14 protein-coding genes are annotated in these 12,368 nt (G+C 47.8%); 9 read left to right on the forward strand and 5 right to left on the reverse strand.

Going from position 1 to position 12,368, the window contains the following annotated elements; genetic code table 11:
* The first annotated feature begins 10 nt into the window (after positions 1-10).
* Entirely contained in the window at positions 11-1,501 is a 1,491-nt protein-coding gene (locus H6F90_RS01705; protein ID WP_190549662.1) for an ATP-binding protein, read from the forward strand.
* On the opposite strand, the gene ilvN is transcribed toward H6F90_RS01705, so the two are convergent.
* Entirely contained in the window at positions 1,498-2,016 is a 519-nt protein-coding gene (gene ilvN, locus H6F90_RS01710) for an acetolactate synthase small subunit (protein ID WP_190435859.1), read from the reverse strand. The two genes, H6F90_RS01705 and ilvN, sit on opposite strands and share 4 nt — an antisense overlap.
* A 344-nt stretch (positions 2,017-2,360) precedes the next feature.
* On the opposite strand from ilvN, the gene H6F90_RS01715 reads away from it, so the two are divergent.
* Positions 2,361-2,750 (forward strand): BON domain-containing protein, encoded by a 390-nt coding sequence (locus H6F90_RS01715; protein WP_190435863.1) that lies wholly within the window; start codon positions 2,361-2,363, stop codon positions 2,748-2,750.
* Positions 2,751-2,856: 106 nt separating this feature from the next.
* Here the strand turns inward: H6F90_RS01715 and H6F90_RS01720 are convergent, their stop codons facing one another.
* Complete coding sequence (locus H6F90_RS01720; protein ID WP_190549663.1) at positions 2,857-3,810, reverse strand: alpha/beta fold hydrolase; 954 nt, start codon at positions 3,808-3,810, stop codon at positions 2,857-2,859.
* A 216-nt stretch (positions 3,811-4,026) separates the two neighbouring features.
* Here H6F90_RS01720 and H6F90_RS01725 point away from each other — a divergent pair, with 216 nt between their 5' ends.
* The 5 genes from H6F90_RS01725 to H6F90_RS01745 all read left to right on the forward strand — a co-directional run bounded on the left by H6F90_RS01725 (position 4,027) and on the right by H6F90_RS01745 (position 8,051).
* Entirely contained in the window at positions 4,027-4,758 is a 732-nt protein-coding gene (locus H6F90_RS01725) for a tetratricopeptide repeat protein (RefSeq protein ID WP_190549664.1), read from the forward strand.
* A 16-nt stretch (positions 4,759-4,774) separates the two neighbouring features.
* Positions 4,775-5,089 (forward strand): hypothetical protein, encoded by a 315-nt coding sequence (locus tag H6F90_RS01730; RefSeq protein ID WP_190549665.1) that lies wholly within the window; start codon positions 4,775-4,777, stop codon positions 5,087-5,089.
* A gap of 488 nt (positions 5,090-5,577) precedes the next feature.
* Positions 5,578-6,432 carry a HEAT repeat domain-containing protein gene (locus H6F90_RS01735; protein ID WP_190549666.1) on the forward strand — a complete coding sequence of 285 codons (855 nt, stop codon included), beginning with the start codon at positions 5,578-5,580 and terminating at the stop codon, positions 6,430-6,432.
* 243 nt (positions 6,433-6,675) lie between these two features.
* Positions 6,676-7,635: an orange carotenoid-binding protein gene (locus tag H6F90_RS01740; protein WP_190435876.1), complete on the forward strand. Its 960-nt coding sequence runs from the start codon at positions 6,676-6,678 to the stop codon at positions 7,633-7,635.
* A gap of 95 nt (positions 7,636-7,730) precedes the next feature.
* A complete protein-coding gene (locus H6F90_RS01745; protein WP_199295655.1) occupies positions 7,731-8,051 on the forward strand; it encodes a hypothetical protein in 321 nt (106 codons plus the stop codon).
* A gap of 12 nt (positions 8,052-8,063) precedes the next feature.
* Here the strand turns inward: H6F90_RS01745 and H6F90_RS01750 are convergent, their stop codons facing one another.
* Positions 8,064-8,852 (reverse strand): peroxiredoxin-like family protein, encoded by a 789-nt coding sequence (locus H6F90_RS01750; protein WP_190549667.1) that lies wholly within the window; start codon positions 8,850-8,852, stop codon positions 8,064-8,066.
* 297 nt (positions 8,853-9,149) lie between these two features.
* Here H6F90_RS01750 and H6F90_RS01755 point away from each other — a divergent pair, with 297 nt between their 5' ends.
* Entirely contained in the window at positions 9,150-9,596 is a 447-nt protein-coding gene (locus tag H6F90_RS01755; protein WP_190549669.1) for a hypothetical protein, read from the forward strand.
* Between the two features lie 78 nt (positions 9,597-9,674).
* Here the strand turns inward: H6F90_RS01755 and H6F90_RS01760 are convergent, their stop codons facing one another.
* Positions 9,675-10,943: a glutathionylspermidine synthase family protein gene (locus H6F90_RS01760; RefSeq protein ID WP_190549670.1), complete on the reverse strand. Its 1,269-nt coding sequence runs from the start codon at positions 10,941-10,943 to the stop codon at positions 9,675-9,677.
* Positions 10,944-10,949: 6 nt separating this feature from the next.
* A complete protein-coding gene (locus H6F90_RS01765; protein WP_190549672.1) occupies positions 10,950-11,300 on the reverse strand; it encodes a hypothetical protein in 351 nt (116 codons plus the stop codon).
* 139 nt (positions 11,301-11,439) lie between these two features.
* Between H6F90_RS01765 and H6F90_RS01770 the strand changes: the two genes are divergently transcribed.
* A complete protein-coding gene (locus tag H6F90_RS01770; RefSeq protein WP_190549674.1) occupies positions 11,440-12,327 on the forward strand; it encodes a hypothetical protein in 888 nt (295 codons plus the stop codon).
* The last annotated feature ends 41 nt before the right edge of the window (positions 12,328-12,368 follow it).

The following is a 12,368-nucleotide window of genomic DNA, read 5'->3' on the forward strand; positions in this document are numbered from 1 at the left end:
AAGGATACAGATGGTGGCTAACTCAACTGACCTAGTCAGCAAATTGCGCACAACTCTGGGAAAGATGGAGGTGGCGCTGGGAGCAATTACAGAAGCGATCGCCTGGACTGATGAACTAGGAAGAGTTCAGTGGTCTAACACCGCATTCGATCACCTAATTGCCAAAAATCGATTTGAAATTTTAGGCACCAAGCTAATCAATTTGTTGCCTTTAATCCAAAATGGCGAGCCTGTTTCTGTGGCCACCCATCCAGTCACAATGGCCTTCAAACGTCAGAGGGATTCGACTGCCTGTTATGAGTTTCGGCAGGATAATACCACGTTAGTTATAGAAATTTCTTGTACTTGTATTCATCTCAAAGACGCAGACAATGGTGTTGTCGTCGCGATTCGCAATATTACACAACGCCAACAAGCAGAAGCACTCTCAAAGCGACACCAAGAACAATTACAAGACTTGGTAGAAGAGCGAACAGCAACCTTGTCGTTTATTAACAACCAACTGCAACAGGAAGTTTGCGATCGCCAGTACACAGAAGCAGTCTTACGCGAAAGTGAGGCTAAAAATCGCGCCTTGGCAGAAGCTGCTACCCTCCAAGCGCAACAGCTCAGCCAAACGCTGTTGGAACTGAAGCAAACTCAAACCCAACTTGTTCAAAGTGCCAAAATGTCCAGCTTGGGCCAAATGGTGGCTGGCATCGCTCACGAAATTAACAATCCCGTCAACTTCATCTACGGCAACTTAACTTACACCGATCAATACACGCAGAACTTGTTGGCTTTGCTGCAACTTTATCAGCAAGCTTATCCTCAACCTAACTCCAAAATTACCGAATTTAGTGAAGCGATCGAACTCGATTTTTTAATCAACGATCTGCCGAGAATCTTAGCTTCGATGCAGATTGGGGCCGAACGGATTCGGGAAATTGTTTTGTCACTGCGGACGTTCGCGCGACTGGATGAAGCGGAACGCAAGGCTGTGGATATTCATGCTGGAATCGACAGTACTTTGTTGATTTTGGACAATCGGCTGAAGTCCAAGGGACGCGATCCAGAAATTATCGTAGTTAAAAAATATGGCAATTTGCCTGAGGTGGAGTGCTACGCCAGCCAACTCAACCAAGTATTTATGAATGTGCTCAGTAATGCGATCGATGCTTTAGAAGAGCAACCCGAACCGCGAGTCATCACGATCAAGACCTCAGTAGTAAACTCAACGGCTGCACCTGACAAGACTCAGCCGTTGGGCGATCAGAGCGATCGCGTGATTATCCAAATTCATGACAACGGCCCAGGTATCCCAGAAGCAGTGCAGGCAAAACTATTTGAGCCATTTTTTACCACTAAACCCACGCAACAAGGCACTGGCTTAGGGTTAGCCATCAGCTACCAAATTATTGTAGATAAACACAAAGGAACGCTCCAATGTACTTCGGCACCGGAGCAAGGCACAGAGTTTTGGATCGAAATTCCGCTTCAGGACGTGGCTGCAGATACCTAAAGCTTGGCTTCGAGAGACTTCAAGTATTCAGTATTGACTCCAGACTCGCGAGTTAAGGCAATTTTTCCGGTGCGGGCAATTTCGCGAATGCCAAATTTGTTCAACACTTGCACGATCGCCACCATTTTGCCCGGATCGCCCACAACTTCTAGGGTGATGGCATCTTCCGCCACATCTACCACCCGCGCCCGGAAGATTTGCGCCAGTTCCACAATCTCCGAACGATTGGAGCTAACAGCGTTCACCTTCAGCAGCATCAGCTCTCGTTCGACACAGGGCACTTCGGTAATATCCTGCACTTTGATGACATTGATTAGCTTGTACAGCTGCTTGGTGAGCTGCTCAATGCTGTTGTCATCACCCGGAACCACCATCGTAATTCGAGAGACTCCCATCTGCTCGGCTGGGCCTACGGCTAAGCTTTCAATGTTAAAACCCCGACGGGCAAACAGACCAGCAATGCGGGTTAGAACTCCCGCTTCATCTTCAACCAGAACAGAAAGGGTATGTTTCATCGCAGTAATTGTCTAACCAAAATGCTGGTAGCAACAGCACAGTAGACCGCCATTTTATCGCGCTCTCTCTCGATTGGAAAACTATTAATTCATCAAATTAGATTTGTGAGGTTGTGCTGCACAGGCTTTGCCACCCAACTAGCAACTCAATGCCTAGACTTGCAAGGCTGTCTTGAGCTGATGAAACTTGCCCAACCAGCTAGGATTTCTGACCGGATCAACTAACTATGTCTCTGTCAATAGGGTTAGCGCTGCTCCTTGCGGACCTCTTTTCCTGGGCAGATGCTTGACTGGCCTGAAATGTTTTTAATCAAGTTAAGTAAAGATTGATTCGGAGCAAGATTATGGGTTGGTTACAAAGACTGTTTGGCGTTAAGAAGCCTCAGAATCCTCAGCAGGCAATTAATGCAACTCCTGCACCCCAAGCAGCGCCCCAAAGCGCACCCGCAGGACAATCCTACGCTGCCCCTTCTGCAACTGAAGCAACTCCCCCCGAGCGAGTGGGCCTGAATGGTGAGTACGACCAGAGTGGTCTAGCAAAGCGTGTCGCTCTAGCATTTGACGAAGATGACCAATTGGATGACATTGAGACGCTGTATGTGGCTCAGACTGGCGGCACCGTCGTACTGAAGGGCAAAGTACCCAGCCAAGATATTCTCAACAGAATGGTTTCAGTCGCTAGAAACGTTAGCGGTGCGACTGGCGTAGAAACTGACCAAGTCACGATAGGCTAAGTCATGGTAGCGTGACAAATTCAAAATTTATCCTGTACTGCTGTTTGACTTTATCTCTCCTAATTTTGATCTCTACTGACTCCAGTAGAGATTTTTTTATGAGCCGTTACTCCTCAACAGCAACTGGTAGCGCTGAAAATTCAGCCGTTTTAGCTACACTCCAAGCATTAATCCACTCCAAAATCGCCTGATTCACTGCTTCGGGACATTCATCGTGCAGGCAATGACCAGCGTTGTCTACTTCGACAAACTTAAGGTTGGGGTTGTAGCTGATGAACTGCCGCGCCAAGCTATAAGGAATCATCCGGTCCTGCTTCCCCCACATCAGCAGCATGGGAATTTGCAGGGTTGGCAGCACAGACTTGACGCTAGGGCCAAATTTGGTGCTAGTCATGGCTTTGAGGATGGCACAAAATGCTTGAGCAGAGCCTCGGTCTTGGGCAGGTCCAGTCAAAATATCTACGAGTTCATCGGTAACAGCTTCTGGGTTGGCGTAAGCAATTCTGGCCCAGGGCTTTACGACTTGAGGCCGACGCACGACTCGAAATATGGTTTTGAGCAATAGCGGGGAGGCAAATAGACCTTCGAGAGTGGCGATCGCGGGTCGGAGAAATTGAGGAATCGCTTCTTCGCGGGCAGAAGGATCGGGCAAGCTGAGCATGGCAATCCCCGCGACCATATCCGGGTGAGCTGCTGCCGCCGCCATACAGATCAGCGAGCCAATGGAGTTACCCACTAACACCACAGGCTGACGAATAAAGGTTTTCCAGAAGTCATAAACTTGCTCGACCCAAAAAGCTGCGTTGTAGTTAGCCACTGCTTTCTCAGAAGCTCCAAACCCCAACATATCGAGTGCATAAACGGTGTGGGATTGGCTTAGCGCTTCTAGATTCTGCCGCCAGTGCCCAATCGATGCGCCAAACCCATGCAGCAAAATTAGGGGCGTATTGCTAGTGGCTCCCTGTGCCGCTCGCATGTAGGTGTAGCGAGTTTGCCACCCCCGCCAAACCCAATCTCGCTGATTGCCAACCCGCTGATGCCAAGGCAAAGAAGTGACCACGCTGACCTCAAAAGTTGCTCCTAAAGCCTATGCTAAGCCAAAAATTCTGGTGTTTGGGTATAGAAAAGGAGTGAGGGGCAATGGTACTTCAATGAAGGTGCTTCAACACAGTCGTAGCTAGTATTAACGATAGTCAAAACTCGTACATCTCTATTGAACCTTATTGCTTCTATCCTTATTGCCTCTATCTTCATCACAGAATGTCAGAAGGAATCTATGAATCTAGAGAAGTTGATTGAAGCGGGAAGCGCAGCCCAACAGCTTGGAAATTATGCTGAGGCTGAGGTTATATGGCAGCGTTCTCTAAAGCAAGATCCAGGCAATGCTTATGTATATCTCAAGCTAGGAATAAGCTTGGATTACCAAGGGCGAACTGAGGAAGCCATCTCCGCCTACAAAACTGCAACTGAGCTTGCACCCAATTACGCAGCAGCTTATCTCAATATGGCATCTGCCTTAGCAGATCAGCAGCGATTTGAAGAAGCTATTACTGCTTACCAACGTGCGATCGCGCTTGATTCGAGCCAACCTCACCCCCATGTAGGGCTTGGTATGGTTCTTGTGAATCAAAAGGAATATGACAAAGCAATTGCTAGCTTTCAGCAGGCGATTAAACTTGATCCTCAATCTGTACCAGCACATTATCATCTAGGTCTGGCTTTAAACGAACAGGGTAGGTATGAAGAGGCAAGTAGAGCCCTTCAGCAAACTACAAAACTTGTCCCTGATCAAGCTGTTGTGTATCAACATCTAGGCCAAATGCTTGGCAATCAAGGCAAATTTAATGAAGCGATCGCAGCATTTCAGCAAGCAATCAAGCTTGATCCAGATAACCCTAATCTCTACCAGAATCTAGGAATTGCACTCAATGCTGTGGACAGAGGGGAAGAAGGGGCGGCAGCACTTCAAAAATTTTTATCCCTAAAGCGAGAACAAGCTTCTCAATAGGAAGGGATCAACATCAATGATTATTAACGGCATGGAGAAGCATCTTGATGCACAATGCGTTGGTATCGTGAAAGTTTTAGAAGACGAGGAATCTGCTGACTACATCTTCTATTGCAGTGTATGGATATGCAATGAAGCCTTGAAAGGAAGACTCAAAATACATCAGAGTAACTTCGGTCGGGCTAGGATTTTAAAGGTCAGTGGCGAAGTTGAAATTATTGATCCGATGCCAGACGACGTTGGAGGAAGACGAGCATCAGCGACTGCCTCCAAACTCAGACAACATTGGAAACTAGGAAACTTCCCCAAAGTCACTACTTGGGCAAGCTGATAGTTGGTTTAAAGATTTCTTTCTAAGCAAGTTGATCTCTGCTTTTAAGCTACTGATGCAGACTTGCTATCCCATAAAAATGACTGCGGATCACTCGTATTTGCAACAAAGTCGAGGATAACGCGATTGCACTTGAGCTGAGATGATTGATTCGCGATCGCTCCTGACTCGAAATTGCTTTGCCTAGTTTTGCAGCAGGGCTAAATCTGACTGTAAAAGATTTGTTCGCTTGGTTATTAGATTAAAAATCTATTTCCTGTTTCCTAAAAATGACAGCAGGTTGCTCATATTGGCTGCGAAGCCGAGATACCGCGATCGCCTCACCCATTCCCCCAGCAGAACTCAGTTGAAAACTTCAGCAGTCTTACACGTTGATGTCGTAAACAATGAGATTGAAGTGGCTGCATAGGTAGGCATGGATAATGACTAATTTTTCAGGATTAGATGGTAGAGCCGCTGTTGAATTAATAAGCTAGTTGGCTAAGACAATGCCCACGCTTGTCCACATCACAGACGAAAAAAATAGTGCCCGAATCAAAGAGTCTGGCATTGTGCTAGGAAAATATCGTAGCGTCATCTACTTCATGCCTGTTGTACAGGATCACTTTATATCGCATCAGTGGTTACGGGAACTTCGGCGTAGGGGTGCACGGGTATTGGTTGGTGTTTACTTTCGCTTGCCATCAGATGAGCTTGTTTGGGCAGGGAAGTACAGCTCAAAACACCAACGTCTACCCTTAGGGCAAGCCATCCGTGACTTTTCTGCACTTGCAGATCCATTGGGTTATGAGATGTTCATCGAGAGAAAGATCGATGCGGCAGAAATCACCAAGATTCGTCATTTACCTCAAAAAATCGGTTGGCGTTATCAGCCCCACGCTCATAGAAAGCCACCATGCGGATGTCCAGCATGTTTAGACTACGGCTCCTATGGGTCAAGAAAGATTCGTGAGAAATATGATTCTCCGTCTATCCCAGTTCCCTACGAAATACTTAAGGCTAGGATTGCAGAGTCTAGTCAGATAGATGTTTTATTGGACTGCTTATGGGCGCTGTGCAATAAGCGCCGAACTGCCGACCCTTCCTTTCTTGAGCATCTTCTGACTATTGAGGACGCCGAACTTCAGGAAGTGCTGGCTCGCACGCTTGCACATTTTAGACACGAAAAGACGAAACGCATGTTGCTGGGGCTGTGTAAGCATGAGTCTGCTGAAGTCAAGACAGTTGCCACAGAGAGTCTTGTCCAACTCTATCGCCAGGACGCGATCGCCGTGCTAGGCCCATTAGTGGATGATCCAGCAATTTCAATAGCACTGGCTGACAGTTCGCTTGAATTTTTGTGAGGGGTGATTGGCAATCCTAGTTGATTCGCATTAGTTCGCGATCGCCTCTCCGCAAACCTGAGTAAATCCATTAGGTGCTGCTTTCGCAAGATCAAGGCAAATCCGCGACTTCATGTAAATGTTTATTAAGTTTTGTAAAATTTAGTGTTACTGTTGTAACAGATTGCTGAAGCTTCAGCGTGGAAACGCTCTGGAGTGCATCTCTTTGTCAGTTGTAAATCTCATCAAGGTTAGGCCCGTACTATGCCGATTACGATTGACTCAGCTCGCGGAATTTTTCCTCAAACTCTATTTGCTGATGCAGTACCAGCTACGATCGCTAGATTCAAACAACTCAATGCCGAAGACCAACTAGCATGGACTTGGTTTGCTTATCTTGAGATGGGCCAGACCATTACCGTTGCCGCTCCTGGCGCTGCCAGCATGCAGTTTGCCGAAGCAACTCTAGAGCAAATTCGGAAAATGACTTTTGCTGAGCAAACGCAAGTCATGTGTGACCTAGCAAACCATGCCGACACCCCCATTTGTCGCACCTACGCTGCTTGGTCTGCAAACATCAAGCTAGGATTTTGGTACAAGCTTGGGCAATGGATGGATGAGGGAATTGTGGCTCCCATTCCAGCAGGCTATCAACTTTCCGCCAACGCCTCAGCAGTACTGCAAGCGGTTAGAGAACTAGATCAAGGCCAACAAATTACAGTCCTACGCAATTCTGTAGTTGATATGGGGTTTGACCCCGGTAAGTTGGGTGACTACACCAAAGTTACTGAACCTGTTGTTACTCCCAAAGACATCTCACAGCGTACTCAAGTCACTATTGAAGGGATTGATAACCCGACGGTGCTGAGCTACATGAACAATTTGAATGCCAACGACTTTGGCGCTTTGATTGAGTTGTTCGCACCCGATGGTGCCCTTCAGCCTCCTTTCCAGAGACCCATCGTTGGCAGAGATGGCATCCTGCAATTCTTCAACGAAGAATGTCAAAATCTGAATCTGATTCCAGAGCGAGGCGTTTCTGAGCCCGCAGAAGACGGTTACACCCAAGTAAAAGTCACTGGCAAAGTCCAAACTCCTTGGTTTGGTGCCGCTGTAGGCATGAATATGGCTTGGCGATTCTTGATCAATCCCAAAGGCAAGATTTTCTTTGTCGCAATTGATTTGTTGGCTTCTCCTAAAGAATTGCTGAACTTGATTCGCTAAAGAAGCGACACTGTAGATAAGCTCTGAACGATTGTGAGCGCTCTCCTAAAGGGCGCTCAGCTTTGTCTTGACCAGATGATATAGAAATAGTGCAAATGAGTGACGTTGAGTGGTCTCAAGTAGAGAAAGAAGTAGCTCAGGAAGCTTTTGAGAGAGCCTACGAACGAGAAATCAATGCTTTGATAACAGAAGTTCGTGAGAGAGCTAGCACGATTACAAAATTGGATGATACTTGGCTGTTACATGATTTCTTAAGTGCAAGAAGACACCAGCTCGATGGCAAGTACGACTATAAATATTCAGTACTGATCTTTGTGTTTGCTCAGTTGGTTAAGGAGGGTTGGTTGCATCTCAAGGAGCTAGAGGGGCTAGAAAAAGATAAGCTGACCAAAATAGCAGCTCTTACCCGCATGTGAGAAATGCCCTGCCTAAGAACATACATTGAGGCAAGAGCCATCGCCCAGAAACGATAGCGGGTTACTCATATCTTCTGCAAAGCCAAGGATGCCGCGATCGCGATGTTCGTAGAGCAATTCTCCCTGAGCATCAAAGAGAAAAGTACCTCCTCGTTGCGTCATATAAGCGGCATCTGGCACATAGGTGTTCCAGTGGCTCAGCACTTCTGTCATATTTCGCAGTCGCAAGGTGGCAAGCTCGAAAGGGCGTTGAAATCCTTTGCCGCCTGCCAGTTTGAAGAACGAACCTTTGAAGGGAGGGAGCGGTTTAGCTTGCACCACTTCCTCATCGGTAATGAGTTGTGGGGCCTGGCGATCGCCTCGATAACCCCGAAACACTTCGGCCAATGTCCCAGGGCTACCAATCCCAGCGCACATCAGCATCAAGTTCATCCAGGCATTCTGAGCCGAGGAAAGACTGAGTACTTTGAGCGAGAGACCCGAATAGAGGCCGATTTGACGGTGCAGTTCTGCGGTGGGGTCAATGAATAAGCAGTCAGCGGGAAAACCTGTGAAGTCGCAAAATTTCTGACCAGAAGCGCGATCGCCAATTCCCACGGCTCGAATTGTGATGTTCTGAGCTTGGAGCTGTTCTGCTTCTCGTTGCAGCCACCAGGCATATTCCAAACTGTCAAAGTCTCCCAGTTGCGGCCAGACTAAGACCAACTGTTTGGCAGCATGACAATCGCTGAGAATCGGTGCGATCGCTCCATCGCTTACCCTTTGACGTTGAGTTTGCTTGATGATGGCGTAAGCATCCATAAAATTGGTCTGATCAGAGAAGAAAAACTAGAAAAGTATAAATGATTTAATCAGATAGTCTAGTTAGGAGTGAAGTGAAGGACGATCGCCTCTTCTGAAGCTAGAGCCATCAAGAAAGCTAATTAGGGTCATCACAGGGACTGAGCAGTCTTGCTTAGAGTTGGGGCTGATCTTCCCCTACAATACAATCAGCGAAGCGTGGGATCGCAGGTAGATCAGGGGTATAAGGATCAACGCGATCGCTAGCTTGGTAGGGAATAAAAAATTCAGTTAATTAGGTCAGATAAGGTGTCGGCTATGAGCACAACAGAGACTTCCAGCGCTAGCAAGAGCAAAGCTAAGAGTGATCAACCAGCAACTTTGGAACTTGCTGACAAGAAAACGGGTAGTGTGACTAAGGCTAAAACCTCAGGATTGGCGCTGCAAACCTATCATCCTAGCCCTTTGCCCAATAACCGCCCCATTGGGCCCAGCACTCTAAGAGTGGCTCACGTCGGTTCTTTGCCAGGTGGCCGTCCGATTTTTGAAAGTGACCTGCAAATTGTAGAGTTTGGCGGACTCCATCAAGATCGCCCCATTTTTGCTAGCACCTTAGAGGTTGCCGACTCCGACTCTCTCCCCAATCACCGACCGATTGCAGTTAGCAAGTTGGAAATTTCAGCGTTAGATTCCCTCCCCAACCATCGCCCCATTATGGTGAGCCAATATGAAGGAGAGGAAGACTCAATGGGGTTTATCGATTAAACTCGTGACAGCAAGTTTGTGTTCCAGACAGTTCCGCAGGGGTTATTGGTTGAGCCTCCTGCGGAATTTTTTATGGCCTTAGCAACCGATCGGGCACCAGTAAGAATAGTCGTCTGTAATTTCGCCTTCTGAAACCCGCATCCCCAAGCCTCCAGCCACGAGGCGATCGCGGCCATCGTTGTAGAGCCACGCGCCCCAAACGGCAGTCATTAATTCGTCAGCAATAGTTAGTTGGGGAAACTCTAGGAGTTCTTGGTAGACGTAGGCCTGCTCGGTGTACCAAGGGTCGTTGTTGTGGCTGCGGTTGGCGATCGCCCCTGCTTCAACGGCAAATCCCCCTTCCCCTTGGCGGCCCAAAATTGGCTTGGCAAAGTAGTCGCTGCCCAGCGCCTCAGTGGTTAAGGAAGTTTTGGGGAAATAGTCGATCACAGTGGCAGCATCGCGATCGTCAAAGAATTCTGATCCTAAATCGTTTATCAGGGCAAAAACACTTTTGGGTTGCAGCAGAAACGCTGAAGCAAAGTTCACAATCACGACTTTGCGCTCCAGAATTAGCTGCTCCAAGGCAGGCCACAGGCGCTCTCCTGCTTCGTCGGTATCGTGAATCGCCCACTCGACCGGATACCACATAAACAGAATGTCAACGCGCTCTCCAGTCCGTTCGTGGAAGAGGCGATCGCCGTTTTGAATTCGCAGAAACTCCAACGGAAACACGGTGCTCTTACCAGAATAATGCTGGCTCAGCCATTGCATGGTGCCCACATCTTCGGGATTGTTGAGAGCGGTAAAAGCAACATGACAATCTGAGAGGGGTTTCTTGAGATAAGCTGCGGCTCGCTTAAGGTGTTGATTTAAGCTGGCACGAAGCAAATTTTGGGCACCGGGAACGGGGTCTTGCAAGCCAAAATGCTTGGCGACATGGCTATTGCCTTCGGTACATTCAAACCAAAAGCTGGGAGTTTGTGGATTAGTTTCGACGACTTTTTTCAGGCTGACGGCGGGATTCCAGCACCAGTCCAGCCGCATACAAAGGGGAGGCAGTGGATCGTACTTAACCAAGCGAATAGTCTCAACTGGGAAGCCGTAGTCGAGCAATGTGTCGCCATCCAACTGCCGAATCACGGACCACATTTTCATAAACACGCGACCTACCGCTTCAGAAGCTTGTTGCATCTCCTGTACAAAGTCAGGTGAAACTGGGTGGCAGTGGTAGAGCGCGTAAGGCACTTGCTCAGAGGCGATCGGCAAACCTGTTTCGCCGTTAATCGGACACAGGTTATACCAGTTGAGCTGCATCGACTTAAACAAGTAATCGCGTTCTGGACTGTCGAAAATCTTTCTATTCATGGCTGCCTAGCCCATACCGCCCCAACGGCCAAAGCTACCAAATCCACCTCGGCCACTGCTGGAACTAGAGTGGCTACTGGTACCGACACTTGAGCCTTTGCTGCCAGTGGTGGCAGGCACTTGCCGTAAGGTGCTACCAGAACCGGAAGTATAAGCTCCCGAACCACTGCCCACATAAGTTCGGCTGCTGCCATTTGAAGAGTTGGTGCATTCGCGGTTGGCTTGTCTAACAGCAGGGTCGTTGCAGTTGAGATTAGTGGCACTAGGATTCGTCGTGCAAGCTGCCAGAAATGATGCCATTAAGGACGACATCATCAAGAGAGTAATCAGTTGTAATAAGCTAGGCTTCAATTTCATGCCAGTGTCCCATCGGACTAAGTGAGAAAAAGCTACAAGATTTGCGTGCAAGTTTACGGAATGAGGAATTCCTGAGGTTGTCAGTGTTTCTCCTAGTTGTGGGCGATCGCGCTTCTAAAATTCCCAGGACGGAAAAGAAATGACTCCTGAGTTAACAGCAGCATTGCAATTTATCGAAAAGATTGAGCGAGCCAATGCAGGCCAGTCTGTCTATGAGGTTGCTAACAAACTACGCGGTTACACCAAGCCTAGCTACACCACGCCGATGTGGAGTACGGCTACAGGCTATAAGCAGCCTTACCTAGAGGGTGAGTTTAAGGGCAAGCTGAATCAAGAATTGCTGCTCAGCGGCGAGAAAACGGACTTTGGGCATTTTGTGGCGGCGCTTTCGGATCAAATTAATCAACCGGGAGTGCGTTGGTCTGATTTGACCAGTTGGACGGCAGATCACACTTCTTGGGCGGGAGACATTGGCTCAGCGATCGCCACGTTTCACGCACAGGGCAGTAATCCCAAAATCCCTACAGTTTTAGAAGCTCTAAATCGCTACGCCTCTGACTCTGACCACGCGGCGAATATTGCAGCTTATGTGGTTGGCGTAATGCTTAATTCTGGTAAAGAAGCTTTAATTTCTCAAGCGATCGCTCAGTATAATGCTCAGCCTTATGCCGAGAATATGAAATGGTATCTGCGGGAAAGGTTTAAGGGAGCGATCGCCAACAATCAACTGCAAAATCCGGCAGAAGTGGAAGCAGAAATCCGCCGTGCGATCTCAACTTATATTCGCCTGTCACCTGATTCGGGTTTGTTTAAATCGGTCAAAAATTTATTGAAGTTGGACCCACAAATACAACGCGAAGATTTTCAGCACCCAAACGCAACTGAGTTATTGCAAGGGTCACTGCACTTTCTGACGTATCTAGTCAAGAAATCTGGACTAGAACCCCTTAAATTCAAACCTTATCAATTGCCCAAGGTACCTTGGTTGGGAACAGTCAGTTATGAAGTGAAAGTACCATTTGTTTGAGCGATCGCCCTACATTGTCTTAGCGGCTTGGCGGTGCATCA

The organism is Trichocoleus sp. FACHB-591, assembly GCF_014695845.1.
Taxonomy (GTDB): domain Bacteria; phylum Cyanobacteriota; class Cyanobacteriia; order FACHB-46; family FACHB-46; genus Trichocoleus.